Source organism: Ruegeria sp. BG3 (assembly GCF_056538485.1).
Map to the genome: position 1 here is coordinate 665,436 of NZ_JBQFTE010000001.1, position 26,991 is coordinate 692,426.

The window sequence follows — 26,991 nt, forward strand, 5'->3', positions numbered from 1 at the left end:
AAGGCGCCAAACATTGCCATCTCGGGGACCGAAACAGGATGCAAGAGCCAGCCATCACACCTGATCTGATTGCCGCCCACGGGTTGAAGCCCGAGGAATACGACATGATCCTCGAGATCATCGGGCGTGAGCCGACATTCACCGAGCTAGGCATTTTCTCGGCCATGTGGAACGAGCATTGCTCTTATAAATCCTCCAAGAAATGGTTACGCACCCTGCCAACGTCTGGTCCTCAGGTCATTTGCGGACCGGGTGAGAACGCAGGCGTTGTCGATATCGGTGAAGGGCAAGCTGTTGTTTTCAAGATGGAAAGCCACAACCACCCGTCTTACATCGAACCCTATCAGGGTGCGGCAACCGGAGTTGGCGGTATTCTGCGCGACGTCTTCACCATGGGCGCGCGCCCGATCGCCTCGATGAACGCCCTGTCCTTTGGAGAGCCCGGTCACCACAAGACCCGCCAGCTGGTCAACGGCGTGGTCGAAGGTATCGGCGGCTATGGCAACTGTTTCGGCGTGCCCTGCGTCGGTGGCGAGGTTCGCTTCCACTCGGCCTACAACGGCAACTGCCTTGTGAACGCCTTCGCGGCAGGTTTGGCAGACAGCGATAAAATCTTCTACTCGGCGGCCTCTGGCGTCGGCATGCCTGTCGTCTATCTGGGTGCCAAAACCGGACGTGACGGCGTTGGCGGTGCAACCATGGCCTCGGCCGAGTTCGACGACACGATCGAAGAGAAACGCCCAACCGTTCAGGTCGGCGACCCCTTTACCGAAAAGCGCCTCATGGAGGCGACGCTGGAGCTGATGAAAACCGGCGCTGTGATCTCGATCCAGGATATGGGCGCGGCAGGCCTGACCTGCTCGGCCGTTGAGATGGGCGACAAGGGTGGTCTGGGCGTCCGTCTGGATCTCGAAAACGTGCCTCAGCGCGAAGAGAACATGACAGCTTACGAGATGATGCTGTCCGAGTCTCAGGAACGCATGCTGATGGTTCTGAAGCCCGAGCTGGAGGCCGAAGCCCGCGCCGTTTTTGAGAAGTGGGACCTCGACTTTGCCATCGTCGGCGAAACCATCGCCGAAGACCGCTTCCTGATCATGCACAATGGCGAAGTTAAGGCTGATCTGGTTCTGTCGAAACTCTCGTCGACCGCGCCGGAATATGACCGCCCATGGATTGCAACGCCCGAGGCTGAGGAATTGGCCGACGTCCCGCAGATCGACCCGATCGATGGTCTGCGCGCCCTGCTCTCTTCGCCCAACTACGCGGGCAAGCAGTGGGTTTATGAGCAGTATGACACCATGGTTATGGCCGACAGCGCCCGCACCCCGGGTCTGGGTGCCGGGATGGTGCGTGTTCACGGCACCGACAAGGTACTGGCCTTCACCTCGGACGTGACGCCACGCTATGTCCGCGCCAACCCGGTCGAAGGTGGCAAACAAGCGGTGGCCGAGGCGTATCGCAACCTGACCGCTGTCGGGGCCAAACCGCTGGCCACAACCGACAACCTGAACTTCGGCAACCCCGAAAAGCCCGAGATCATGGGTCAGTTCGTCGGCGCAATCCAAGGCATCGGAGCCGCCGTTGGCGCGCTCGATGTGCCCATCGTGTCCGGCAACGTCTCGCTCTACAACGAGACCGACGGTCAGGCGATCCTGCCGACCCCGACCATTGGCGCCGTTGGCCTGCTCAACCACACCGATGAGATCATCGGAAACGAGGTGCGTGAAGGTCACGTTGCCCTCGTGATCGGTGAAACCAAAGGCCATCTGGGCCAATCCGCCCTTCTGGCCGAGGTGTTCAACCGCGAAGAAGGCGACGCGCCCCACGTGGATCTTGAGGCCGAGAAACGCAACGGCGATTTCATCCGCGCCAACCGCGAAATGATCAAGGCCTGCACCGACCTGAGCGACGGTGGCCTGGCAGTGGCCGCGTTTGAACTGGCTGAAGCAGCGGGCGTTGGCGTTCACCTCGACGACGCATCGACCGAAGTTCTGTTCGGCGAAGATCAGGCCCGCTATCTGGTTGCCTGCAACTTTGATCAGGCCGAAGCATTGATGATCGCAGCTGGTCAGGCCGGCGTCCCGCTGACTTCAGTCGGTCGCTTTACGGGCGAGACGGTCAAGATCGGTTCAAGCGAAGCTCCGCTTGCGGATCTTGCGCATGCCTATCGAACCGGATTGGAAGCAGTTGTCGCTTAGTCAGCACTGAGGCAGGCACGAGATTTCGAGCAGAGCATAAAATGACGTCACCTCTTATTTTCTGCCACTATGGGAATGCTCCGTACCTGAAGTTCACCTTTCGTTGCGCGCGACGGACCAACCCCGAGAGGCGTCTGGTTCTATTGGGGGATGATAGCAATCGGAAAACCGCACTTGATGAGGGATGGGATCATTTTGACTATCGAGAGTTCAGGTCGGAAAGTCAGGACGAATTTGACCAGGTATATTCTCCGATACAAGGCAAGGCGTTCCGGGTAAAGCACAATATACGAGGCGGCAAAGACTGGCTGAAGTTCGTTTTCGAACGCTGGTATCACGTCGAAGGTTTTGCGAAAGTGCACTCTTATGACAGGTTCTGGCATTTCGACAGTGACACGATGGTGCTGCGTAATCTGGACGAATACGAGGCCCCTTTGCAGCCTTATGACTACACGACTCATTGCAACGCAACTTGCCTCAACGGGTATGTGAAAACGGACCTCCTTGCCCAATATAACGACCACACAATTTCCTTGTTCAAGGACGCAGAATTTCTTGAACAACAACAGCGCGAGTTTGACGAACATCACCCTGAGTTTGCCTTCTCGGAAATGCGGGCGTTCCAAGAATTCATGTCAAACTCCGAGGCCAAAGGCTTGCACTTGATGCAATTCTCCGAAGATGAGGTCTTCGATGATGTGTTACGGCAAGCTCAGGGGTTTGAGACAGCGTTCTACAACAAAGACATGTTCGTTAAAGACATTCGCCTCAAGAACGGGCGCATTGTTGGAACACGCGACGGCCGGGACGTCGCCTTCGTGACGTTGAACATGAGCTGGTTGCCAATTCTTGCATATCGTTGGGTTTTTCGCGCCTTGAACGGATCAGAAACGCCATTGGCGAAACCGCTCAGCTCCAAGATTCGACGAAAATACGGTTTCTGAAGAAGCCTATCTTGCCTTGTGTTCTTGCACGTCGCCCGACAGAGTTCTACATCTTGGGAAAGACCTTCAGGAGTAAGCCTACATGCCGATGAGCGCCCACGAGATTGAAACCCTGCTGCGCGAGAGCTTTCCCAACGCGGAAATTCAGGTTGGCGGCAGCGATGGCGTTCACATGTCCGCCATGGTCGTGGACGAGAGCTTTCGCGGCAAGAACCGCGTCCAACAACAACGCGCTGTCTATGCAGCCCTGAAAGGCAAGATGGACGGCCCGGACGGTGACCTGCACGCGCTGGCGCTGACCACCAAAGTGCCGGAGTAGAATGGAACATGCGATTGTAATCTCAATTGCGGTTTCCGTCTTTGTTTTGCTCATCGCGCTCTTGGCGCGAAACAACTCAAAGACTAGACGCAAGACAAGGCTAGGATCGCCACCCGGACAGAAAAAAAACCTACATTCCTCCTATCAAACACATGACGGTGCAATCAGCTCGGCAGAGACCCATATCTCCAAGGATACGCAAGATTACGCTAAAGCTATGATGCCGAAGAGCAAAGGAAACGCGAAATGACCGATGTGAAAACTCAGATCGACGAAACCGTCAAAGCCAATGACGTGGTGCTGTATATGAAAGGCACCAAGGAGATGCCTCAGTGCGGTTTCTCATCCCGTGTGGCAGGTGTGCTGAACTACATGGGCGTCGAGTATGCCGATGTGAATGTTTTGGCCGACGAAGCAGTCCGTCAGGGCATCAAGGACTATTCGGACTGGCCGACCGTACCGCAGCTCTATGTCAAAGGCGAGTTTGTCGGTGGTTGCGATATCATCACTGAAATGACCCTGTCGGGTGAATTAGACACGTTGTTTGACGAAAACGGTGTCGGCTACAACAAGGACGCAGCCGACAAAATCCGTGAGGCCAACGCCTGACCCGGCCTTAACGGCTGGAGCAATCCTGAAAAATGACCTGCTCACTGGCGGCGTTTGTCGCCAGGAAGCTCACCGTGGCATTCCACCCTTTTGATCGCAGGATATAGGTTCCGTTCGTATCCACAGATTCGTACCGAATGCCCGAACCGCTCTCGACCTGACGCATCGCGACCAGAGAATTGTCGACCATCGTTGCCGCGGCGCCCGAACCGTCGGATGCGTTGAAATAGGTCACTGGCAACGGAATACCGTTCTCGCAGTTGAACGTCACCGTCAGTATGTCGATCTCGGCCATAGCCTTGGACGCACACACAAGGGCCACGGCCCTGCAAATCAAGCCGCATGCTCGTTTCATTTTGCTTTTTCCTCGATATCTGATGCCAGGGCTTCGGCCCGTGCGGCCAGTTCGGCCAGTGTATCCGTCACCGAAGGCGGCACGACAGCGACCTCGATCCGTTCGGGTTCGGGTGCAGGCGCGCTGCGTAACGTTTGAATCTCGGCCTCGGTTTCGGCCAGTTTCGCTTCAAGCGCTTTGACCTTGTCGTCAGTCGCAGCCGTCTTGTCCGCCAACATCAGACCGGCCATCAACAACATGCGGGATTCCGGCATACGCCCGATCTGATCCGAGAGCACCTGCGCTTCGTCATCCAGCATTTTCGCGGCGGCCTGCAGAAAGCTCTCTTCCCCGTCCTGACAGGACACGTCAAACCCGCGCCCGCCGATATGAATGGTCACTTCGGGCATTACTCAACCTCACCTTCTGCCAGTTTCGCCTGCGAAAGCAGAGGCTCAAGCCGTGCCAGAACAGCCCGAGCCTCGGCCGCATCGGTCGCCTGCGCCGCACGCGTTGCTTCCAACTCCGCCACAGTGGCTTGATTCAATAGCTCTGCATCCTGAACCCCCTCTTGCGCGGCGGAGCGTAGGGCATCGACCGAATTGCGGAGTTGTTCATTCGCCTGCCGCATTCTCTGCAGGTCGTCATCAAGACGTGACATGGCAGCCCCGTGGCTGGCGCGTTCGGCCCTCAGCATTTCCAGCTCGGCGTTCAGCTCGGCCACCCGTTCGCTATCGGCCAATTCGGCCCGCAAACGACTATTTTCGGCCTCGATGGCACCGGCCTGCAAAATGGCAGCCCTCATCTCTTCGATCTCGGCCCGTAGCGCGGCAGGGTCTTCCTGGCCTTCCAGATCGGCCCGCAATCGCGCGTTCTCGGCTTTCAGAGCGTCCAGTTCCTCGGTGTTTTCCAGTGCCGCCTTGGCCTCGGCCAGTTCGGCCCGTGCTGCCTCAACCGCAGAAAGCTTGGTTGCGGCTTCGGCCAACTCAGCCCGCAGGGCGTCCACATCCGCCGTGGGGGCCGGAGCAGCGCGCAGCGCCTCCATATCGGCGCGCATGCCGTCAACTTCCTGCTCGTGGCGTTCCTTCAACGAAGTCAGGCGCTCTTGCAGCTGTGCGTTGGCAACACGTTCATCATCCAGCGCCGCTTGCAACCCATCATCTGTATCGCCCACCGGCGCGTTTTGCAGGGCGGTCACGCCCGTACCAATACGCTCCATCGCGGCAAGAATGCGTTGCTGTAACTCTTCAATCTGGCTCATGCCCCTGTCACCTCTTAACCAAGGTTCATTCTGTTGCTGAACCGTCCGAATCAAGAATCGGTCCCGCTTGGTCCCAGTCTAGCGGAATGTGACGGAAAATACCCACTGTTTGGTTTCAAAGACTTGGACTGCTCTCTTCAAGCGGTGCGACCTTGTTTCGCCCGGTTCTGCTTGCACTTTGAGGGCTGAATGCTATTGAGCGCGCAATCTGCTTCAAATCCAAAGGAACAACGCCCGTGGACCTGACTGCGCTGCGCAATGCAAACCCCGAACACTGGGACAAAGCTGCGGCCATCCGCACACTGACCCTGGACGCCGTCGCCGCCGCCAATTCCGGCCATTCCGGCATGCCGATGGGCATGGCCGATGTTGCGACCGTCCTGTTCGAAAAGCACCTGAAATTCGACGCCTCAGCCCCGAACTGGCCGGACCGCGACCGCTTCATTCTATCGGCGGGCCACGGCTCGATGCTGATCTATTCGCTGCTTTATCTCACCGGCCACGCGGATGTGACGCTGGACGAGATCAAGAACTTCCGTCAGCTGGGCGCGAAAACTGCGGGTCACCCGGAGAACTTCCTGGTTGAGGGGATCGAGACAACCACCGGCCCATTGGGTCAGGGCATCTCAAACGCTGTGGGCTTTGCCATGGCCGAGGAGATCCAGCGCGCGCATTACGGCAAGAAGATCGTTGATCACTACACCTACGTGATCGCGGGCGACGGCTGCCTGATGGAAGGCGTCAGCCAAGAGGCGATCACTCTGGCCGGCCGTCATGAGCTGGGCAAGCTGATCGTTTTCTGGGACGACAACAACATCACAATCGACGGCACCGTGGATATCGCCGACCGCACCGATCAGGTACGTCGTTTTGCAGCCTCGGGCTGGCACGTGATCGAGATCGACGGCCATGATCCACAAGCCATCGACGCGGCGATCACGCAGGCGAAAAAGTCGAAAAAGCCTTCGATGATTGCCTGCAAAAGCCACATTGCTCTGGGCCACGCCGCACAGGATACCTCGAAAGGTCACGGCGCGCTGACAGATCAGGAGCAGCTGAAATCCGCCAAAGAAGGTTATGGCTGGCCGCATGACGCGTTCGAAATCCCTGCCAATGTGAAATCGGCCTGGGAAGCCATCGGCGCCCGTGGTGCAGCCGAGCGTGCAGAATGGGAAGCGCGTTTCGCGCAAATTTCAGAACGCAAACAGGCCGAGTTCAACCGCGCCTACGCGTTTGAAGCACCCAAGAAACTGGCCGGTGCGATCCGTTCGTTCAAGAAACAGATGTCGGAAGATCAGCCCAAGCTGGCCACCCGCGCCTCGTCTGAAAAGGTTCTGAACGTGGTGAATCCGATCATGACCGAGACCGTTGGCGGCTCGGCTGACCTGACCGGTTCGAACAACACCAAATCGGCTGATATGGGTGTGTTCCTGCCGGAAAACCGCAAGGGTCGCTACATCCACTACGGTATCCGTGAGCACGGCATGGCCGCCGCGATGAACGGTATGGCACTACACGGTGGCATCCGCCCCTATGGCGGTACCTTCATGGCCTTCACCGACTATGCCCGCCCGTCCATGCGTCTGGCCGCGCTGATGAAAATCCCGTCGGTTTTCGTGATGACCCATGACTCGATCGGTCTGGGTGAAGACGGCCCGACCCACCAGCCCGTCGAGCATCTGGCAATCAGCCGCGCGACGCCGAACACCTATGTGTTCCGCCCCGCCGACACCGTCGAGACCGCTGAAGCCTGGGAACTGGCGCTGACCTTCAAGGACAGCCCCTCGGTCCTGTCGCTGACCCGCCAAGGCGTGCCGACCGTGCGTAAGGATCACAAAGCCAAGAACCTGACCGCTCAGGGCGCTTACGTTCTGACGGAAGCCGAGAGCAAGCGTAAGGCGATCCTGATCGCCACGGGCTCTGAGGTTTCGCTGGCGATGGAAGCCAAAGCGATGCTTGAAGCCGAAGGCATCGGCACCCGCGTCGTCTCCATGCCCTGCATGGAGCTGTTCGCTGAACAAGACGAAGCCTACCGCAAGCGCGTGCTGCCCGCCGGTGCTGTCCGCGTGGGTATTGAAGCCGCTGTTCGCGCCGGTGGCTGGGACCGCTGGCTACTGGGTGAGCGTGGACGTGAAGCCAAGGCAGGTTTCATTGGCATGTCGAGCTTTGGTGCTTCTGCTCCGGCAAGTGAGCTATATAAGCATTTCGGCATCACCGCCGAAGCGACCGTTGCCAAGGTCAAGGAACTTCTGGGCTAATCCAGCCTGCCACAAAATGAAAAGCCCCGGTCCACGCCGGGGCTTTTTTCTTACACGAAGATGATCACAGACTGCATTCCATCCACGATCAAATCGCCTTCTGTGCTCCAAACGCGCATGACCTGCGAACTATAGCCATCGCGGCCTGCTGTAAGTTGGTGCTCCAGTAAGAACCAACCGTCGCGTGTTTGAATATCCTCGGACAACACGTTGAAAATCCAGTTCATTGACGAATTTGGTCCGGGTTTCTTTAGCGTGGGGTAGATAGCTGGCGGGGGGAGGTCAGCGATTGCAATCAAGCCCTCCGTCCTGTTCCACATCCGAGGATCGTTGTGTCGGGCCCAAAGGCGCAGATACCCGCGATCTGCCCCCATGAAAGGCAATTCACCCTCGACCTTTCTGACGTCAAAGTTTGTAAGGAAAGGTATCGGCGGTCGCGGCAAATCTGGAGGGAAATAATACTCCGTCATCTCGGGCGCATCTGCGGGCTTCGCCGGGCAATCGAACGCGACATGGCTGTCTTGCGCGCGGCCAAAGGAAAATGTCGCCTGCGCCGCAACACTGCCACCGATTTCGGCACGAGCGCTGATGGTCTTCACATTTCGCCCCTCGCGCAAGATTTCCGTTTTGACTAGCGGCGGATCACTGATCGGCGCCGTGAAATTGATCAGAGCCGATCTGAGGGGCGGCAGATCGTTATGCCGATTGTAAACCGTTGACAGCATTAGGGCCGACGAAAACCCACCGAATGTTGTGCGGCCTTGCTTCCAGTTCTGCGGTATTGGGTAGCTGAGGCAATCGTCTTGCGCCTCAGCGGCGCTGAGGACATCGAACAGGGATGGCTCGGACATGGGAATTCCACTTAACTATTGTCATGTCGAGGATGATCTGACCGCAGAGAGAAGCCAGTAGGACCTGACGTCATCGCCTAGTGTTCTTTGGATGAACCTGAAAATGCTCCCATCACGGGCCCAATGACTTTGGTTGCCAGGGGGATCAAGACCATCCCCCAGGCCAGACCAAAGATGCCGTCCATCGTCGCCTTGGCGATCCACTCCGCCGCGGCCTCCCATTGCGCCGAGACCGAATGACCAACCGCATAAGCCCAGTCATGGATATGATGCCCCAGCCAGCCAAAGCCCAGAACCTCCATCCCGTGGATGACGATGGACCCGCCCACCCACAGCATGGCCGCCGTTCCGACGATCGACAGGGTTTTCATCACCGTGGGCATGGCCTTGACCAATCCGCGCCCCAGACCTCGGCCCACCGGCGTCGGAGCGTTTCCGGCCAGATACAGCCCGACATCGTCCATCTTCACGATCAAGGCGACTGAGCCGTAAACGGCCACCGTCACCCCAAGCCCGACAACAGCCAAAGTCGCCGCCTGCATCCACACATTCGGAGCCTCAATCGCGGCCAGCGCAATGGTCATGATCTCAGCCGACAGGATGAAATCCGTCTTGATCGCACCTTTGACCTTCTGTTCTTCAAGGTGGCCCGGATCGCGTACATCCATGTCCTTTTCAATGGCGTGGCTGCCATGTGGGAACAGAACGTGAAATATCTTCTCGGCCCCTTCGAAACACAGATATGACCCGCCCAGCATCAGCAGAGGTGTAATCAGCCAAGGCGCGAAATTCGCAAGCAACAGGGCGACCGGCAGCAGCAGGATGAGCTTGTTGAAAACCGACCCACGGGCAATGCGCCAAATGATAGGCAACTCACGCGCAGGCGCAAACCCTTGAACGTATTTTGGCGTAACCGCCGCGTCGTCGATAATCACGCCGGCCGTTTTGGCCCCCGCCTTGCCAGCAGCCGCTACGACATCATCCACCGAGGCCGCAGCCACCTTGGCAATCCCCGCCACATCATCCAAAAGGGCCAACAGTCCGCTCATCGCGTGTCCTTTCCTGTCACCTGCCGCAAACGGACCCTACCCGATCCAACAGCTAGCGCAAGCGTTAGCGCAATCTGTTCAGGTTTGCGCTAACACCTTAAAAATATGCCGCTTTTGCCCTTTTGAGATTCCGGTTTCAAGGCTATATGGCCTCAAACGCAAGCGCATTTGGAGACGTCACATGACCATCAAGGTCGGTATCAATGGTTTTGGCCGCATTGGCCGCTGTACCCTGTCGCACATTGCCGCCTCGGGCCGCAACGACATCGAAGTGATCAAAGTCAACGCCACCGGCCCGCTCGAAACATCGGCGCATCTGCTGAAATATGACAGCATTCACGGCCGTTTCCCGCGCGAAGTTTCGATCGAAGGCGACACTATGGATCTGGGCCGCGGCCCGATGCAGATGTTCTCGACCTACGACATGAACGAGTTGGACTGGGAAGGCTGCGACGTCGTTCTGGAATGCACCGGCAAGTTCAACGACGGCACCAAGGCAAAAACCCACTTGGATCGCGGCGCGCAGAAGGTTCTGCTGTCGGCCCCCGGAAAGAATGTCGACAAGACCATCGTGTTCGGCGTGAACCACAACACGCTGACCGCAAATGACAACATGGTCTCGAACGGCTCCTGCACCACCAACTGCCTTGCTCCGCTTGCCAAGGTTCTGGACGAAGGTGTTGGCATCGAACACGGTATCATGACCACCATCCACGCCTATACTGGCGACCAGCCGACACTGGACCGTCGCCACAGTGACCTTTACCGCGCCCGCGCGGCGGCGATGTCGATGATCCCGACCTCGACCGGTGCGGCGGCTGCTTTGGGCGAGGTTCTGCCCAACCTGAAAGGTCGTCTGGACGGCTCGGCAATCCGCGTCCCTACTCCGAATGTTTCGGCCGTGGACCTGAGCTTCCGCGCTTCGCGCGACGTGACCGTTGAAGAGGTCAACGCAATCGTTGAAGAGGCCGCCAAAGGCCCGATGCAACGCGTACTGGGCTATGAGCCTGCGCCGCTGGTCTCGACCGATTTCAACCACACCGAGGAAAGCTCGATCTTCGCTCCGGACCAGACCCGCGTGGTGGACAACCGCATGGTCCGCGTGTTGGCGTGGTATGACAATGAATGGGGCTTTTCGGTTCGTATGGCCGATGTCGCCGTCGCAATGGGGCGCCTTAACTGATTTCCCCATGATCGCTTGAACAGCTTCGCCCGCTCAGGTTATCTGGGCGGGCGTTTTTGTTCGGGGCCCTCATGACAAATCAAATCGCCATCTGGCTGGCGCTGCTGATCCTTGGCGCAATCATGCTGGACTATGCCCTGTTCGGGACCGAGCATTTTCTGTTCCTCGGTAAGAAACTTTATGACTTTCTCGACTGGCTCGCCTTCTGGCGCTGAGCAAGGTTTTACTTGACTTTCTCGCCGATCTCGCTTTGTTAGCGCTAACTCATTTCGAGCAGAGACTCTGACGGAGCAGGACATGACACTTAAACTGGCCATTAACGGATTTGGACGTATCGGGCGCGGCGTTTTGCGCGCGGTTATGGAGTCGGGACGGACCGATGTGGAAATCGTTGCCATCAACGATCTGGCCAAGCCGGAAATGAACGCCCATCTGTTCGAATTTGACAGCGTTCATGGCCGCTACTCCACGCCCGTCACGCTGTCCGAGGCCGGTCTCGACGTCGGCGCGGGTCCGATCCGACTGACCAGCGAACGCGATCCCGAAGCGTTGGACTGGTCGGATGTCGATGTCGTGCTGGAATGCACCGGCGTATTCCGGACCCGAGAAGCGGCTGAGCGTCACCTGAAGAACGGCTCCAAGAAAGTCCTGATCTCGGCCCCGGCCCGTGGAGACGGAGGCGTCAAGACGATCGTGTTTGGCGTGAACGATTCCGAACTGACCGCCGAGGACACGATCGTGTCGAATGCCTCATGCACAACCAACTGCCTGTCACCTGTTGCTGCGGCGCTGGATGCCGGGTTGGGGATCGTGCATGGAAACATGACCACCGTTCACGCCTATACCGCAAGCCAGCCGGTGCATGACACCGCAGGCAAAGACCCCTACTTGTCGCGCGCGGCAGCTCTGTCGATGATTCCGACAACCACTGGTGCTGCTGCAGCCGTGGGGCTGGTTCTTCCTCAGCTGGCGGGCAAACTGACCGGTCAGGCGATCCGCGTACCGACGCCGAATGTCTCGGTGGTTGATCTAGTGGCCGAGGTCTCGCGCCCAACGACCGAGGAAGAGGTTAACGCCCTGTTTGTTGAGGCCGCTGCCAAAATCCCTGGCGTTCTGGCAGCAGAAAACCGTCCGCTGATCTCGATCGATTTCAACCACGATGCCCATAGCTCGACCGTGTCGCTAGCGGAGACCAAAGTCACGGATGGCACGCTGGTGCGCGTGCTGGCGTGGTATGACAACGAATGGGGCTTCTCGAACCGGATGCTGGACACAGCCGCCGCAATGGGCGCGTTATCCTAACCGCTCTTTAAGGGCCACGTTAACGCGGGGCGTGACGAATTTCGACACGTCCCCGTTCAACCGCGCGATCTCTTTCACCAGTTTCGAAGCAATGGCCTGATGCCGCGCTTCGGCCATCAGGAAAACGGTCTCGATGGAATCGTCCAGCGCGCGGTTCATCCCAACCATCTGGAATTCATACTCAAAATCAGCAACGGCCCGCAGCCCACGCACGATAACCTGCGCGCCCACATCCCGCGCGCAGTCGATCAGCAAGTTCTCGAACGGATGCGCCACGATCTGGGTCCCGGTCTGTTCTGACAGATGCGCGCATTCCGCTTCGATCATGGCAACGCGTTCTTCCAGCGAAAACAAAGGCCCTTTGTCGCGGTTGATGGCCACACCGATCACCAGCTTGTCCACCAGCGCCGAGGCCCGACGGATGATGTCGATATGCCCCAAGGTGATCGGATCAAAAGTTCCGGGATAAAGGCCAACCCGCATCACGCTCTCCTGCGTTCAAAAACTGGGCGATAGCAAACACAATCATGCTGCAGGTGCAAGAGGGCGTTATGCCCTGCCCCCGTATCGCTTTGCGTTTTATATGAATCGAAATACGCTGCCTATCCCTGCGGTCGAACGCGCATTTCGATGGGTTTTCGATGAAACGCAAAGCGCTTTAATGCCCCATGATCATGCCCTGAAGGGCGTCTTTTTCCATTGCAAGCTCGGTCAGTTGCGCCTTGACCACGTCCCCGAGGGTGACGATGCCGACAAGCTTGCCATCCTCGACAATCGGCATGTGGCGGAACCGACCTTCGGTCATGCGTGCCAGAATATCTTCGACCGATTCCTGTCGTGTCGCAGTGATCAGGTCCTTGGTCATATAGCTATCGACCGATTGGTTCAGGCACCCGCTGCCGCTGGCCGCCAGTTCTCGGACGATGTCGCGTTCGGACAGGATACCGATGGCCGTGCTGCCTCCGTCCTCTGAGACAACAACTGTACCGATGCGTCTTTCCGCCAGTATCTTCGCCGCCTCGGACACAGTCGCGGATGGAGCGACGGTCACCACCTCATCGGTGGCTTTGGATGTCAGAATGGCTTGAACGAGCATAAAAAAACCTCCGGCAATAACGTACTGTTTTCCAAAGCGTTGCCGGAATGGTCATGTGTGTCAAGTTCCGGCTTCCGCCTCAAGCCGTGCAACTTCGTCGCGAATCCCACGGGTCAATGCCTGCGCAAAGCGGTTGAGGCGTTCGTTTCGCTGATCGCCTTGATGCCGAACCAGATGAAAGCTGCGGGTCAGACTGACCTGATCAGTCAACAACCTGCGCAGGTTCGGATGAAACGGAAGCGTGAAGTCATGCGCAACACAGATCCCCGCCCCAAGCGCCGCCTGACGCAATTGAACAGGTACCGAGTTCGATGCAAGCGCTACCCGGTCGATCCCCAAGTCATTGAGGTAGTCCAACTCGCGATCGAAGATCATATCCGGGATATAGCCAATCAAACGGTGGGCTTTTAGGTCCTCGACCGTCTGGATCGGGGTGTGTCGGTCCAGATATTTCTGCGCCGCAACCAGATGCAGTTTGTAGTCGCTGACCTTTTGCACCAGCAGCTTACCTGCGGTCGGAGAGCTGACCGTGACAGCCATATCCGCCTCACGCCGCGACAGGTTGATGATCCTGGGCAGCGCCAGGATCTGAATATCCAAATCTGGATTGGCATCACTGATCTTCGCGCAGACCTGAGGCAACAGGTAGTTCGCCGAACCATCCGGAGCGCCGATCCGAATCTGACCACTCAGCGACTCGGTCGACCCAACCACTGCGCCAGCGGCAGCGCGCATCGCCTCTTCGGCTTGAAGGCCGTGATCCAACAGGCGTTCCCCAGCGGTCGTTAAAATGTAACCTTGTTGCGACTTGGTGAAAAGCTGCGCGTCCAGACTGCTCTCCAAACGGGCGATCCTCCGGCCAACAGTAGCTGGGTCGATCTTGAGGATACGCCCCGCCGAAGACAGGCTTTCCTCGCGCGCTACGGCAAGAAAAACGCGCATATCATCCCAATTTGGTGTCATCCTACCCTTCTTGCATTTTTGCAAAGGTCTTTTGAGACATTGCCTCTGTTCAGGTTATTTCTGCAAGCCTATTCTGCGCGCAAACATATCGGAGGAGTTTGCAATGCAAGATCTGACTCATTTCATCAATGGCGAGAACGTGGCCGGAACCTCGGGCCGTTTTGATGACGTTTTCAACCCGGCAACGGGTGAAGTTCAGTACAAATGCCCAATGGCAAGCGCGGCCGAAACCACCGCCGCGATCGAAGCCGCCGCAGCCGCACAACCCGCATGGGGCGCAACCAACCCGCAGAAACGCGCGCGCGTCATGATGGCCATGGTTGGCCTTATGAACCGCGACATGGACAAACTGGCCGAAGCGCTCAGCCGTGAACATGGCAAGACCATCCCTGACGCCAAGGGCGACCTGCAGCGTGGTCTGGAGGTGATCGAATACTGCATCGGCGCGCCTCAGATGCTGAAGGGTGAGTTCACCGACAGCGCAGGTCCGGGTATCGACATGTACTCGATGCGCCAGCCTCTGGGCGTTGTCGGTTCGATCATGCCGTTCAACTTCCCGGCGATGATGCCTCTGTGGCACGTTGGTCCGGCACTGGCCTGCGGCAACGCCGTGGTTCTGAAACCGTCCGAGCGTGACCCCTCAGTTCCGCTGATGCTGGCCGAACTGTTCATCGAAGCCGGCCTTCCCAAGGGCGTCTTTCAAGTCGTCAATGGCGACAAAGAGGCCGTAGACACCATCCTCGACAGCGAAATCATTCAAGGCGTCAGCTTTGTCGGCTCGACCCCGATCGCGCAATACATCTACAGCCGCGCAACGGCCAACGGCAAACGTGCGCAGTGCTTTGGCGGCGCCAAGAACCACATGATCGTCATGCCCGACGCGGATCTGGACCAAGCCGCAGACGCGCTGGTCGGTGCAGGTTTCGGTGCGGCGGGCGAACGCTGCATGGCGATCTCGGTTGCCGTTCCTGTGGGCGAAGAAACCGCGGACCGTCTGATCGAGAAACTGATCCCGCGCGTCGAAAAGCTGAAAGTCGGCCCCTACACAGCCGGAGACGACGTGGACATGGGCCCCGTTGTGACCGGAGCTGCAAAAGAGCGTATCCTCGGCCTGATCAACTCGGGCGTTGAGCAAGGCGCGAAGCTGGTCGTCGACAACCGCGATTTCAGCCTGCAGGGCTATGAGGACGGTTTTTTTGTCGGCCCGCACCTCTTCGACCACGTGACGCCAGACATGGATATCTACAAGCAGGAAATCTTCGGTCCGGTTCTGTCGACTGTTCGCGCAGGCTCCTACGAAGAGGCAATCGGTCTGGCGATGGACCACGAATACGGCAACGGCACCGCGATCTTCACGCGCGACGGTGACACTGCACGTGACTTCGCCAGCCGGATCAACATCGGCATGGTCGGCATCAACGTCCCGATCCCGGTTCCGCTGGCCTACCACACCTTTGGCGGCTGGAAGAAATCCATGTTCGGTGACCTGAACCAGCATGGCCCGGACAGCTTCAAGTTCTACACCCGCACCAAGACTGTCACGGCCCGCTGGCCGTCGGGCATCAAGGAAGGTGGCGAGTTCAACTTCAAAGCGATGGACTGATCCAAAGCCAATTCTGTTCAAACCCGGCCGCTCTGGCCGGGTTTTTCATTGGCAGGGTTCCGCCAAGACCCTCCAAAACCCGGAATCTCACGATAAATTCAAACTGTAGAGGCTGGCTATTTGCGAGCCTGGCAAATATTTTCGGCGCAACTATATATTCGAGCAGATTGAACCTCTGGAGGTCGCCTTGTCCAAATCCAATATGACTCGCCGTACGGCCCTTTTGGGGGCCGCATCCGTTCTCGCCACACCTGCCCTCGTGCGCGCGCAGAGTTCTGACGCCTTCCCGCAAACCGAAGATGCGATCAGCACGCAACTGCCGGTACGCCGAAACGTCTCGTCGTTCTCGCAGCAGAACTGGCAAGACCATTTTGATCAGCTGGGTGCGGGCTGCCTGTTGGCTGACATCACCAGCCGCGCGGTTCACTATTGGGGACCGGACGGGACGTACAAACTGTATCCCAGCTCGGTTCCGATGAGTGAAGAGCTGACCAGGCGAGGCTACACCAAGGTTGTCCGCAAGGCCGAATACCCGACATGGACGCCAACCGCCTCGATGCGGGAACGTGATCCGTCTCTGCCCGTTCGGATGGAGGGTGGTGACCCCGGCAACCCGCTGGGCACGCGCGCGATGTATCTGGGCTGGCCAGCTTATCTGGTCCATGGCACCCACGACACCCGCAAGATCGGACGGCAGAGTTCGTCGGGCTGCATCGGCCTTTACAACCAACATGTGGAAGAGCTGTACCCGCTGGTCCAAATCGGTACGCAGGTACGTTTGGTCTGAGGGCTAAAACTCAGAAACAGCAAAGCCCCGGCCAACAGGACCGGGGCTTTTTGTTTGGCGGGAAGCCAAAGTTATTCAGGCAGAATAACCTCATCGACCACATGGATAACGCCATTGCTGGCTTCGATGTCGGCCTGCACCACATCAGCACCATTCACGCGGACACCATTTTTGGCGTTGACGCTCAGACGATCGCCCTGAACGGTCAGAACCTTTGCGCGCTTGCCCGCGATATCGCCGGACATCACTTTGGCAGGCACAACGTGGTAGGTCAGAATCTCAACCAGCTTGTCCTTGTTTTCAGGCAGCAGCAGGCTTTCCACCGTGCCTTCGGGAAGAGCGGCAAAGGCCTCATCCGTCGGTGCGAAAACGGTGAATGGGCCGTTGCCCTTCAGCGTGTCGACCAGACCGGCGGCCTGAACGGCTGCGACCAGTGTGGTGAACGATCCAGCAGATACGGCGGTGTCAACGATGTCAGCAGCCTGAGCCTTGATTGGCATGGCAAGTGCAACGGCGGCGGCAGCGCCCATCAGTGTGCGACGAAACATGGCTGTCTTCTCCTCTCCAGCTTGTTATGGAAAGGTGTACGGCGCATGTTTCACACCGGATCACTTTAGGATCACTGTTCTTTGATCTGAACCCAGATACTCTGCGCCCGACCATCGTTCAGAAACGGCAGCGCCTCACACGCATCAGGGCGGTCCTGTTGCAGGTAATAACCCGGCCAAAGCATTGAAAACGCGCCGGATTGCAGCAAAGCGTGCAGCATGTACTGTTCACCCCAACCGGGGCAATCATAGAAGAAACGCTTAGGATACTCATAAGGTAAAAAAACATCATGCACGTGGATGACAACGCCCGGTTTCAGCGTCGGGATGATGCGGCAGAAAAGATGTGCGACGTCATTGCTCATCCTAACAACATGGCTGGAATCGATGAACAGAATGTCCCCGGCATCAAGCTGCTCGAACAGCGCCGGATCGACCTCTTCCAGCCGTTTTTGTTCGAACGAATCGACCACATGAGCGATATCCGCCCGCGGGTAAGGGTCGATGGCTGTGATATGTGTGTCCAACCCTCCGTCAAGGATGGCTTGCCGCGTCACGCGAGTTGAGTTGCCGCAACCGACCTCAATCACGCGTTTCGGTTTGAACCTGCGGATCATCAAATACAGAGCGTCGGCATCCGGGCTGTCATAATAGCCATTGCCCAAACGATATCCTGTCTGGTTCCGGGCCGGGTCCTTCAAGGCCTCCAGCGCCCCCTTGTGTTGGCCGTATTCGGCGACCAGTTCTGCGATGTCGAAGCCTTCCATCCCCGGTGAAAGCGCGTAAGCCGGTCGCTCCAGCCCGCCTGCCCGCTCGAACGCCTCCAGCCGGGCGCGTTCGTCCTGTTCGGTCACCTTGTCGACCAGCTTCACCCCTAACTCATCAAGGGCTGCGTTGATCTGCGGGAATTTTCTGGGTTTCACGAGGCCGGCTCCGTTATCGCATTGCTAACCGTTCCTTAGCGCTGCTTGCGGTCGCTCCGCAAGCGGCGCAGCGGCAAACCCTTGGCAAAACGTTGATTTACGTATTCACTGATTGCATTGGAAAACGGCAGGAAGGCCCATGCAACAAGATTTCACGATCGGCATTGAAGAAGAATACCTGCTGGTCGACCGCGACAGCCTGCACCTGGCCGAGGCCCCCGCCGCATTGATGGAAGCCTGCCAGGCCGATTTCGAAGGGCAGGTCAGCCCCGAATTCCTGCAATGCCAGATCGAGGTCGGTACCCGCCCCCACACGACGGTCAAAAGAGCGCGCGAAGATCTCAGACGTCTGCGCTCCTGTGTGTCGAAACGTGCCGCGGAGTATAACCTCAGCCCGATCGCCGTGTCCTGCCACCCCTTCGCCGATTGGAAAAAACAGCACCACACGAGAAAAGAGCGTTACGATGCGCTTCAACACGCCTTGGGCGGAGTTGCGAGGCGGATGCTGATTTGTGGGATGCATGTGCATGTGGGGGTCGAGGACCCGGCCCTACGCGCAGACCTGATGCCGCAACTCAGTTACTTCCTACCCCATCTGCTGGCGCTTTCGGCGTCCTCCCCGTTCTGGAATGGCGAGGATACGGGGCTTTCCTCCTATCGCCTGACCGTGTTCGACAATCTACCGCGTACCGGATTGCCGCCGGTCTACAACAGTTGGAGCGAATACGAACGCACAACCGGCGTCCTGGTCGAACTGGGCGTGATCGAAGACACCTCGAAAATATGGTGGGATCTACGCCCCTCCCATCGTTTCCCGACGCTGGAAACGCGGATCATGGACGTCCAGCCGCGGCTTGAGCACACCCTATCTCTGGCCGCCCTCGTGCAGGCGCTGACCCGTATGCTGTGTCGCCTCAAGGCCCGCAATCTGCGCTGGCGGCAATATGACCGGTTCCTGATCGGTGAGAACCGCTGGCGCGCTCAACGCTATGGGGTCGGCGAAGGGCTAATTGACTTTGGGGATCGCTCGATCAAACCCATGGCCGAGCTGATCGGCGAACTCATGGGGATGCTGGCCGAAGATGCCGAGGCACTGGGGACCATGACTGAACTCGCCCGCCTGCGTCAGATCGCCGAGGCAGGCACCTCTGCCACTCGCCAACGGCGCGTTCATGCCGAGGCTGTCGCCAAAGGCGAAGACCCCGGCCAGGCCGTTGTCCTCCATCTGATCGAAGAGTTTCACGCGGACCTTTAGCGAACAGCTCTCAGGATTGCTCATCCTGAAATAGTTCTGTAACGATTGCGAAATAAACAATCGTTCAATTCTTTGCCTGTGGGAGGGTGCGCAATGGATTTCGGGCTGACCGAGGAACAAACAGCCATTTTCGATATGGCCTACGGATTTGGGCAGGACAACATCGCCCCCTTCGCCCGCCAGTGGGAGGCCGAAGGCACAATCCCCAAAGAGCTTTGGCCGCGCATCGGAGAGCTTGGCTTTGGCGCGCTCTACGTCTCGGAAGACAGCGGCGGCGCAGACCTCAGCCGTCTCGACGCAACCCTCGTGTTCGAGGCGCTGTCCATGGCTTGCCCCTCGGTCGCGGCGTTCCTGTCGATCCACAATATGTGCGCCAAGATGCTGGACAGTTTCGCTAGTGATGAGCTGAAATCACAGGTCATGCCCGATGTGCTGAGCCTGAATACAGTGCTGAGCTATTGCCTGACCGAACCTGGCTCCGGCTCGGACGCCGCCGCTTTGAAGACGCGTGCTGAGCGCACGAACGAGGGCTACACGCTGAACGGCACCAAGGCCTTTATATCGGGCGGCGGGTATTCGGACGCCTATGTCTGCATGGTCCGCACGGGCGCGGAAGGTCCAAAAGGAATCTCAACTGTCTATGTCGAAGACGGCACACCGGGCCTGAGCTTTGGTGCACTGGAACAGAAGATGGGTTGGAAAAGCCAACCCACAGCGCAGGTCCAGTTCGACGATTGCAACATTCCTGCAGGCAATCTGGTCGGCACTGAAGGGGACGGTTTCAAATACGCCATGATGGGCCTTGATGGAGGACGTCTGAACATCGCCTCCTGCTCCCTAGGCGCAGCGCAGGCCGGGTTGAACATGACCCTGCAATATATGTCTGAACGGAAGGCATTCGGCCAATCCATCGACCAGTTCCAGGCTCTGCAATTCCGCCTGGCCGATATGGAGATCGAATTGCAGGCCGCGCGCACCTTCCTGCGACAGGCCGCCTGGAAACTTGATCAAGGCGCGCCGGATGCGTCGAAATTCTGCGCAATGGCCAAGAAATTCGTGACCGAGACCGGCTCAAATGTCGTGGATCAATGCCTGCAACTTCATGGCGGCTACGGATATCTTGCCGACTATGGCATCGAAAAGCTTGTGCGCGACCTGCGGGTGCATCAGATACTCGAAGGCACAAACGAAATCATGCGCGTGATCGTGGCGCGCCACCTGCTGGCCGGAACCTGAGGGGATCATGCCTGACATCGACATTCGCACGACCGGTCGCGCCGGGCGCATCACCCTGACCCGCCCAAAGGCTTTGAACGCCCTAAGCTATGAGATGTGCATGGCCATCGACACCGCGCTGCGCAACTGGCGCGAAGACGACGAGGTCGACCTGATCATCATCGACGCCGAGGGCGACAAAGCCTTTTGCGCAGGCGGCGACATTGCCAAACTATATGAAACTGGACTTGCAGGGGATTTCTCACACGGGCAAACCTTCTGGCGCGATGAATACCGCCTGAATGCGCTGATCTTCGCGTACCCCAAACCCATCATCAGCTTTCTGCAGGGTTTCACAATGGGCGGCGGAGTCGGCATCGGCTGCCACGGAACCCATCGCGTAGTCGGAGAGACCTCGAAAATCTCGATGCCGGAATGCGCGATCGGGCTGGTTCCGGATGTCGGCGGCTCGTTGATGTTGGCATTGGCGCCTGGGCGGCTTGGCGAATATCTAGGCCTCACCGCCTTCCGGATGGGGCCAGCGGATGCCATCTACGCCGGTTTCGCCGATCACTTCATCCCTCAAGCCACTTGGCCAGACCTTATCGAATTGCTTGAGGCGTCGGGCAATGCCGAACTGGTCACCGATCACGCCCAACCCGCGCCCGACGGGAAATTGCAACAGATGCAACCCGAGATCGACCATTATTTTGCAGGCGAAACGCTGGAGGATATCCTCATCACACTTCGCTCAGAAGAGACTAATTTCCCGTTGAAAGCGCTGGAAATGATGGGCCAGCATGCCCCGCTCTCCATGGCCTGCACGGTCGAGATGATCCACCGTCTCCGCGGCCCGTCCCTGACCATGCATCGCGCATTGGATCTGGAGTATCGCTTCACCTACCGCGCGCAGGAGCACGGAGATCTCATCGAAGGTATCCGCGCGCTGATCATAGATAGGGATCGTAGCCCAAGTTGGCAGTATCCGGATATGAAAGTACCCGCTGTCGCGGTCTCGAAAATGCTGCAACCGCTTGGCGCAAACGCACTGACTTTTGAGGAGGATTAAGAGATGCAAATCGGTTTTATCGGCTTGGGCAATATGGGCGCGCCGATGGCGGCCAACCTTGCGAAGGCCGGGCATCAGGTGACCGGTTTTGACACGGCGGGTGTAAGCGTTGATGGAGTGACGCAAGCGCAATCCGCAACAGAGGCCGTCTCGGGCGCCGATGCCGTCATCACCATGCTGCCGAACGGCGACATACTGCGCGCGGTCGCCAACCAGATCATCCCGACCATGCAACAGGGCGCCGTGTTGATAGACTGTTCGACTGTCGACGTAGACAGCGCCCGAGCCGTGGCAGAGCAAGCCATCGCCGCGCATCTTCTGTCCGTGGACGCGCCGGTCTCCGGCGGAATCGGAGGGGCCTCGGCCGGCACCCTGACCTTCATGGCTGGCGGAACATCCGACGCCTTTGCCAAGGCCGCTCCCCTGTTTGACATCATGGGGCAAAAAGCCGTGCATTGCGGTGAGGCCGGCGCTGGACAGGCCGCAAAAATCTGCAACAACATGATCCTCGGCGTCACCATGATCGCAACCTGTGAAGCCTTTGCCTTGGCCGACAAACTGGGTCTGGACCGGCAAAAGATGTTCGACGTGGTCAGCACGTCCTCCGGCTATAGCTGGACCATGAACGCCTATTGCCCGGCCCCCGGAGTCGGCCCCACCAGCCCCGCGGATAATGACTATCAGCCGGGCTTCGCCGCCGAATTGATGTTGAAAGATCTGCGCCTCAGCCAGCAAGCTGCCGAAGGCGCGGATGCCGACACCCCGATGGGCCAAGCCGCAACTGCGCTCTACCAGCAGTTCGTTGAAGCCGAAGGTGGTTTGGGCCAGGACTTCTCAGCCATGCTGCCCAGATTTGAAAAACGCAGCCGAGAATAAGGCACAAGGATCCTTCATTCATCTGGCCAAAAATATCTCGGAGCGCGAGGCAGAGCCTCGCAAAAAACCGTGTCGCAGCTTATTCAGCCGCGACACGGGTTCCTGAAAGCATCGGCTTGAGGTAACGCCCGGTGTGGCTCCGCTCGACCTCAGCCACTTCTTCCGGTGTTCCGGTCGCAACGATCTCACCACCGCCGTCGCCGCCTTCCGGGCCGATATCAATGATGTGGTCTGCGGTTTTCACAACGTCCAGATTGTGTTCGATCACGACTACCGTGTTCCCTTGATCGACCAGTTCATGCAGAACTTCCAACAACTTACGTACATCTTCAAAATGTAGCCCCGTGGTCGGCTCGTCCAGAATATACAGCGTCCGCCCAGTTGAGCGCTTCGACAACTCCTTCGACAGTTTGACCCGCTGCGCTTCCCCTCCGGACAGCGTTGTCGCCTGTTGGCCGACCTTAATATAGCCCAGACCAACCCGCGCCAGAGCATCCATCTTGTCGCGGATCGAGGGCACGGCCTTAAAGAACTCCTGCGCGTCTTCGACTGTCATATCCAGCACATCGGCGATGGACTTGCCTTTGAACTTGATCTCCAATGTCTCGCGGTTATACCGCGCGCCCTTGCACGTCTCGCACGTGACATAAACATCGGGCAGAAAGTGCATCTCGATCTTGATGACCCCATCGCCCTGACACGCTTCGCACCGGCCGCCCTTGACGTTGAAACTGAAACGCCCGGGCTTGTAGCCACGCGCTTTGGCCTCGGGCAATCCTGCGAACCAGTCACGGATCGGCGTGAACGCCCCGGTGTAAGTCGCTGGATTCGAACGCGGAGTCCGCCCGATGGGACGCTGATCGATGTCGATGACCTTGTCCAGATGCTCCAACCCTTTGATCGTTTCGCAGGGCGCAGGCGTTTGACGCGCGCCGTTCAACCGCATCGAGGCCGTTTTGAAAAGCGTCTCAATCGTAAGCGTCGACTTGCCCCCACCCGACACGCCGGTCACACAGACGAATTTGCCCAGAGGGAACTCGGCCGTCGCGTTCTTGAGGTTGTTGCCCGTCGCTTTCACCACGGTCAGCTTTTTCTTGTTGCCCTTGCGCCGCTCCGCAGGCACCGCAATCTCTCGCGTACCAGCCAGATATTGCCCGGTGACCGAGGCCGCATCGGCCGTAATTTCGGCTGGCGTTCCCTTGCTGACGACCTGCCCACCGTGGACACCCGCTCCGGGGCCAATGTCGAACACGTAGTCGGCCTCACGTATGGCCTCTTCATCGTGTTCGACGACGATCACCGTATTGCCCTGATCTCGCAGGTTTTTCAGCGTGCCCAACAGGCGATCATTGTCCCGTTGGTGCAGGCCGATTGACGGCTCGTCCAACACGTAAAGAACGCCTGTCAGGCCCGATCCGATCTGGCTGGCAAGCCTTATACGCTGGCTTTCACCACCGGACAGAGTTCCACTTGAACGCGACAGTGTAAGGTATTCCAAACCCACGTTATTCAGGAACCCGAGGCGTTCACGAATCTCTTTCAGAATCGCCCGCGCGATCTCATTCTTCTGAATGCTCAGATGGTTCGGCGCGTCTTCGACCCAAGCCAGAGCCTCACGGATCGACATCTCAACGACCTGCCCCACATGGAGGCCAGCGATCTTCACCGCCAAAGCTTCGGCGCGCAGGCGGTAGCCTTCGCAGGTGCCGCACGGACGGTTGTTCTGGTAGCGCTCAAACTCTTCCCGAATCCAGGCGCTGTCAGTCTCGCGGTAGCGGCGCTCCATATTCGGAATAACGCCTTCGAAGTTGCGCGTTACCTGATAGACACGACCGCCCTCATCATAGCGGAACTGGATTTCCTCATCCCCAGAGCCGCGCAGAAACACCTGTTGCACCTTCTTGGGCAGGTCTTTCCACGGCGTGTTCTTGTCGAACTCATAGTGGCGCGCGATGGCTTCGATGGTTTGCAGGAAATACGGAGATTTCCCCTTTCGCCACGGCGCCAAGGCCCCGTCATACAGCTTCAGTGTCTGATCCGGCACCACAAGGCGTTCGTCAAAGAACAGCTCAACCCCCAGACCGTCACAATCCGGGCAGGCCCCGAACGGGGCGTTGAACGAAAAAAGGCGCGGTTCGATTTCAGGAATCGTAAAGCCGCTGACCGGACAGGCAAAGTTCTCACTGAACGTAATCCGCTCAGGATCCCCTTCGCGCGGCGCGGTTTCCAGAATCGCGATCCCATCAGCCAGATCCAGAGCGGTGCGCAAACTGTCGGCCAGTCGCGTCTCCATCCCCTCGCGCACGACGAGACGATCCACAACCACATCGATATCGTGGCGGAATTTCTTGTCCAGCGTTGGCGGTTCATCCAGTTCGTAGAACTCACCATCCACCTTGACGCGCTGGAAGCCCTGTTTGCGCAGTTCAAGAAACTCTTTCTTATATTCGCCCTTCCGGTCGCGCACGATAGGGGCCAGAAGGTAGCCGCGCGTGCCCTCTTCCATCGTCATGATCCGGTCGACCATATCCTGTACTTGCTGCGCTTCGATCGGCAGACCAGTCGCAGGGCTGTAAGGTGTCCCCGCACGGGCAAATAGCAATCGCAGGTAGTCATAAATCTCGGTCACCGTTCCAACGGTCGAGCGCGGGTTCTTTGACGTGGTTTTCTGTTCGATCGAAATCGCCGGAGACAGCCCGCTGATGTGATCCACATCCGGCTTTTCCATCATATCGAGGAATTGCCGCGCATAGGCCGAGAGGCTTTCGACATAGCGACGCTGACCTTCGGCATAGATCGTGTCAAAGGCCAACGAGGATTTACCCGAGCCAGACAGCCCGGTGATCACCACCAGCTGGTCGCGCGGGATATCCACGTCAATGCTCTTGAGGTTATGCTCGCGCGCGCCGCGCACCTCGATATTCTTCAGCTCAGCCATTCTGGCCCCCAACAAACACGTCCCTCAGAGATAGGCGAGCGGCGCTGAGTCTCCAACAGAAAAGTTAGAACAAACTATGAACGCACCGATTATTGCCGACACATACTGACATCATACTGAAACAACGCCAGCCTTGCGCCAAGAACCAGTGATTTTCGCAATTTTCAAGGGAAAATGGCGCGGTTGACGGGGCTCGAACCCGCGACCCCCGGCGTGACAGGCCGGTACTCTAACCAACTGAGCTACAACCGCGCATCTATTTTCGTGGCCTTTAAACTGGACCAAGTCTGGCAGCGATGGCGCGGTTGACGGGGCTCGAACCCGCGACCCCCGGCGTGACAGGCCGGTACTCTAACCAACTGAGCTACAACCGCCCGCTGCCCGTTCGTTGCTGAACGTTGGGGTGTATTATGGCTACGCTCGGGCATCGTCAAGCGGCGTTTTGAAGTTTTTTGCCTGAAGCCTGATTTTTGTTTGCAGCCGCTCCTCGGCCATCCTTCGGGGCGCGGCCCATACGACCGCGCATTTGTGCCCCACCTGCAACAGCATATTGAAATCGCGCCGACCCCCTACTCATCCTAAACGATAAAAACTAACCAGACATTCATGCGCGTTAGTCTCATTTTGACCCGCGCCAACAAAAACACAAATCGGAGCAGCAACATGAAAAAAATCATTGCTACCAGTGCATTGACCAGCCTTTTACTGTCCGGCGCGGCATATGCCGTCGAGGTGACCGGCGGATATGTGGACCTAGGCTATTCCACCTTCACAGACAGCGATCTTGGCGATGTTTACAACCTCAACGGCGCGGGCGAGCTGGCGTTTTCCCGTGCGTTCAGCCTGCAGCTGGATGCTGGCGCTTACCGGTTCGAGGATGAGGACTTTGACGGCACAAGCGTCACCCTGCATGCCAATCTGCATACACAAAACGCGTCATTCGGCGCCTTCTACGGGCAAGACCATATCGAGGACGAAACCTTCCAATTCTACGGCGTTGAGGCCGGTTTCGGCGCAGGCCCCGCGCAGATCGAAGGGTACCTGGGCTTTCAGGACCTGAAAGAAATCTCTAACGCAGATGGCGTGATCCTGGGCTTTTCGGCCGGAGGAGCCGTCAATGACAAATGGACTGTGGTCGGCAAATACGACTACATCAACGACATCGAAGGCGCTTTGGACGTAAGCGCGTTTTCGATTGGCGCGACCTACAATGTTGGCACCAACGCACAGGTCTATGGAGAATTCGGCGCAGCCCACCTGTCCATCGGCAGCGGTAGCAGCACCGAACCGTTCCTAGGCGCAGGTGTCCGTATCAACCTGGGCAACGAGCGCGGCACAACCTTCGGACGCCGTGGCGTTCTGGACAAGCTGCCCGGCCTTTAAGAACTTCAGACCCCGGCTTGCATACTG

Annotated in this window: 26 protein-coding genes and 2 tRNA genes; 15 read left to right on the forward strand and 13 right to left on the reverse strand. The window is 58.2% G+C overall.

Going from position 1 to position 26,991, the window contains the following annotated elements; translation table 11 throughout:
* The first annotated feature begins 38 nt into the window (after positions 1-38).
* The 4 genes from purL (at position 39) to grxD (ending at position 4,070) form a co-directional block, all read left to right on the forward strand.
* Positions 39-2,198, forward strand: coding sequence for a phosphoribosylformylglycinamidine synthase subunit PurL (gene purL, locus ACR0AI_RS03355; RefSeq protein WP_480670691.1), 2,160 nt, complete (start codon positions 39-41; stop codon positions 2,196-2,198).
* Positions 2,199-2,239: 41 nt separating this feature from the next.
* A complete protein-coding gene (locus tag ACR0AI_RS03360; RefSeq protein ID WP_480670689.1) occupies positions 2,240-3,142 on the forward strand; it encodes a hypothetical protein in 903 nt (300 codons plus the stop codon).
* Positions 3,143-3,224: 82 nt separating this feature from the next.
* Entirely contained in the window at positions 3,225-3,461 is a 237-nt protein-coding gene (locus tag ACR0AI_RS03365; protein WP_170373612.1) for a BolA/IbaG family iron-sulfur metabolism protein, read from the forward strand.
* Between the two features lie 246 nt (positions 3,462-3,707).
* Complete coding sequence (grxD, locus tag ACR0AI_RS03370; protein WP_170536938.1) at positions 3,708-4,070, forward strand: Grx4 family monothiol glutaredoxin; 363 nt, start codon at positions 3,708-3,710, stop codon at positions 4,068-4,070.
* 7 nt (positions 4,071-4,077) lie between these two features.
* Here the strand turns inward: grxD and ACR0AI_RS03375 are convergent, their stop codons facing one another.
* Genes ACR0AI_RS03375 through ACR0AI_RS03385 form a run of 3 tightly spaced genes read right to left on the reverse strand, consistent with a single transcriptional unit; the run spans position 4,078 to position 5,665 of the window.
* On the reverse strand, positions 4,078-4,425 hold the full coding sequence (locus ACR0AI_RS03375) for an MliC family protein (RefSeq protein WP_480670687.1): 348 nt from the start codon (positions 4,423-4,425) through the stop codon (positions 4,078-4,080).
* Positions 4,422-4,814 (reverse strand): cell division protein ZapA, encoded by a 393-nt coding sequence (locus ACR0AI_RS03380; protein ID WP_480670685.1) that lies wholly within the window; start codon positions 4,812-4,814, stop codon positions 4,422-4,424. The genes ACR0AI_RS03375 and ACR0AI_RS03380 overlap by 4 nt, the downstream gene beginning before the upstream one ends.
* Positions 4,814-5,665: a hypothetical protein gene (locus ACR0AI_RS03385; protein WP_480670683.1), complete on the reverse strand. Its 852-nt coding sequence runs from the start codon at positions 5,663-5,665 to the stop codon at positions 4,814-4,816. The genes ACR0AI_RS03380 and ACR0AI_RS03385 overlap by 1 nt, the downstream gene beginning before the upstream one ends.
* A 236-nt stretch (positions 5,666-5,901) precedes the next feature.
* Between ACR0AI_RS03385 and tkt the strand changes: the two genes are divergently transcribed.
* Entirely contained in the window at positions 5,902-7,923 is a 2,022-nt protein-coding gene (gene tkt, locus ACR0AI_RS03390) for a transketolase (protein ID WP_480670681.1), read from the forward strand.
* 50 nt (positions 7,924-7,973) lie between these two features.
* Here the strand turns inward: tkt and ACR0AI_RS03395 are convergent, their stop codons facing one another.
* Positions 7,974-8,774 (reverse strand): thioesterase family protein, encoded by an 801-nt coding sequence (locus ACR0AI_RS03395; RefSeq protein WP_480670679.1) that lies wholly within the window; start codon positions 8,772-8,774, stop codon positions 7,974-7,976.
* A gap of 77 nt (positions 8,775-8,851) precedes the next feature.
* Entirely contained in the window at positions 8,852-9,823 is a 972-nt protein-coding gene (locus ACR0AI_RS03400; RefSeq protein ID WP_170373605.1) for a DUF808 domain-containing protein, read from the reverse strand.
* A 181-nt stretch (positions 9,824-10,004) separates the two neighbouring features.
* Between ACR0AI_RS03400 and gap (ACR0AI_RS03405) the strand changes: the two genes are divergently transcribed.
* The 3 genes from gap (ACR0AI_RS03405) (at position 10,005) to gap (ACR0AI_RS03415) (ending at position 12,308) form a co-directional block, all read left to right on the forward strand.
* Positions 10,005-11,006 carry a type I glyceraldehyde-3-phosphate dehydrogenase gene (gene gap / locus ACR0AI_RS03405; protein ID WP_209255854.1) on the forward strand — a complete coding sequence of 334 codons (1,002 nt, stop codon included), beginning with the start codon at positions 10,005-10,007 and terminating at the stop codon, positions 11,004-11,006.
* A gap of 71 nt (positions 11,007-11,077) precedes the next feature.
* On the forward strand, positions 11,078-11,221 hold the full coding sequence (locus ACR0AI_RS03410; RefSeq protein ID WP_170458101.1) for a hypothetical protein: 144 nt from the start codon (positions 11,078-11,080) through the stop codon (positions 11,219-11,221).
* Between the two features lie 82 nt (positions 11,222-11,303).
* Entirely contained in the window at positions 11,304-12,308 is a 1,005-nt protein-coding gene (gene gap / locus ACR0AI_RS03415; protein WP_480670677.1) for a type I glyceraldehyde-3-phosphate dehydrogenase, read from the forward strand.
* Here gap (ACR0AI_RS03415) and coaD read toward each other — a convergent pair.
* The 3 genes from coaD to ACR0AI_RS03430 form a co-directional block, all read right to left on the reverse strand.
* Positions 12,300-12,791: a pantetheine-phosphate adenylyltransferase gene (coaD, locus tag ACR0AI_RS03420; RefSeq protein WP_170373601.1), complete on the reverse strand. Its 492-nt coding sequence runs from the start codon at positions 12,789-12,791 to the stop codon at positions 12,300-12,302. The genes gap (ACR0AI_RS03415) and coaD overlap by 9 nt on opposite strands.
* Before the next feature lie 175 nt (positions 12,792-12,966).
* Positions 12,967-13,404 (reverse strand): CBS domain-containing protein, encoded by a 438-nt coding sequence (locus tag ACR0AI_RS03425; RefSeq protein ID WP_419739667.1) that lies wholly within the window; start codon positions 13,402-13,404, stop codon positions 12,967-12,969.
* Between the two features lie 60 nt (positions 13,405-13,464).
* Positions 13,465-14,367 carry a LysR family transcriptional regulator gene (locus ACR0AI_RS03430; protein ID WP_480670674.1) on the reverse strand — a complete coding sequence of 301 codons (903 nt, stop codon included), beginning with the start codon at positions 14,365-14,367 and terminating at the stop codon, positions 13,465-13,467.
* Positions 14,368-14,470: 103 nt separating this feature from the next.
* On the opposite strand from ACR0AI_RS03430, the gene ACR0AI_RS03435 reads away from it, so the two are divergent.
* Positions 14,471-15,970 carry a CoA-acylating methylmalonate-semialdehyde dehydrogenase gene (locus ACR0AI_RS03435; protein WP_170467131.1) on the forward strand — a complete coding sequence of 500 codons (1,500 nt, stop codon included), beginning with the start codon at positions 14,471-14,473 and terminating at the stop codon, positions 15,968-15,970.
* 202 nt (positions 15,971-16,172) lie between these two features.
* Positions 16,173-16,757, forward strand: coding sequence for a L,D-transpeptidase (locus ACR0AI_RS03440; RefSeq protein ID WP_480670672.1), 585 nt, complete (start codon positions 16,173-16,175; stop codon positions 16,755-16,757).
* Positions 16,758-16,828: 71 nt separating this feature from the next.
* Here ACR0AI_RS03440 and ACR0AI_RS03445 read toward each other — a convergent pair whose 3' ends face one another.
* Positions 16,829-17,305, reverse strand: a complete 477-nt coding sequence (locus ACR0AI_RS03445) for a fasciclin domain-containing protein (RefSeq protein ID WP_170373597.1) — start codon at positions 17,303-17,305, stop codon at positions 16,829-16,831.
* 71 nt (positions 17,306-17,376) lie between these two features.
* A complete protein-coding gene (locus ACR0AI_RS03450) occupies positions 17,377-18,228 on the reverse strand; it encodes a class I SAM-dependent methyltransferase (protein ID WP_480670670.1) in 852 nt (283 codons plus the stop codon).
* 139 nt (positions 18,229-18,367) lie between these two features.
* Here ACR0AI_RS03450 and ACR0AI_RS03455 point away from each other — a divergent pair, with 139 nt between their 5' ends.
* The 4 genes from ACR0AI_RS03455 (at position 18,368) to mmsB (ending at position 22,643) form a co-directional block, all read left to right on the forward strand.
* Positions 18,368-19,483 carry a carboxylate-amine ligase gene (locus ACR0AI_RS03455; RefSeq protein WP_480670668.1) on the forward strand — a complete coding sequence of 372 codons (1,116 nt, stop codon included), beginning with the start codon at positions 18,368-18,370 and terminating at the stop codon, positions 19,481-19,483.
* A 93-nt stretch (positions 19,484-19,576) separates the two neighbouring features.
* The gene (locus ACR0AI_RS03460) at positions 19,577-20,719 is read left to right on the forward strand and encodes an acyl-CoA dehydrogenase family protein (protein WP_480670666.1); all 1,143 of its coding nucleotides are present in this window, start codon (positions 19,577-19,579) and stop codon (positions 20,717-20,719) included.
* 7 nt (positions 20,720-20,726) lie between these two features.
* The gene (locus ACR0AI_RS03465; RefSeq protein WP_480670664.1) at positions 20,727-21,767 is read left to right on the forward strand and encodes an enoyl-CoA hydratase/isomerase family protein; all 1,041 of its coding nucleotides are present in this window, start codon (positions 20,727-20,729) and stop codon (positions 21,765-21,767) included.
* Positions 21,768-21,770: 3 nt separating this feature from the next.
* On the forward strand, positions 21,771-22,643 hold the full coding sequence (mmsB, locus tag ACR0AI_RS03470; RefSeq protein WP_480670662.1) for a 3-hydroxyisobutyrate dehydrogenase: 873 nt from the start codon (positions 21,771-21,773) through the stop codon (positions 22,641-22,643).
* A gap of 79 nt (positions 22,644-22,722) precedes the next feature.
* Here the strand turns inward: mmsB and uvrA are convergent, their stop codons facing one another.
* The 3 genes from uvrA to ACR0AI_RS03485 all read right to left on the reverse strand — a co-directional run bounded on the left by uvrA (position 22,723) and on the right by ACR0AI_RS03485 (position 25,955).
* The gene (uvrA, locus tag ACR0AI_RS03475) at positions 22,723-25,581 is read right to left on the reverse strand and encodes an excinuclease ABC subunit UvrA (RefSeq protein ID WP_480670660.1); all 2,859 of its coding nucleotides are present in this window, start codon (positions 25,579-25,581) and stop codon (positions 22,723-22,725) included.
* Between the two features lie 175 nt (positions 25,582-25,756).
* A tRNA-Asp gene (locus ACR0AI_RS03480) sits at positions 25,757-25,833 on the reverse strand.
* 45 nt (positions 25,834-25,878) lie between these two features.
* Positions 25,879-25,955: transfer RNA gene (locus tag ACR0AI_RS03485), tRNA-Asp, on the reverse strand.
* 289 nt (positions 25,956-26,244) lie between these two features.
* Here ACR0AI_RS03485 and ACR0AI_RS03490 point away from each other — a divergent pair.
* The gene (locus ACR0AI_RS03490) at positions 26,245-26,964 is read left to right on the forward strand and encodes a porin (RefSeq protein ID WP_480670658.1); all 720 of its coding nucleotides are present in this window, start codon (positions 26,245-26,247) and stop codon (positions 26,962-26,964) included.
* Positions 26,965-26,991 lie beyond the last annotated feature (27 nt).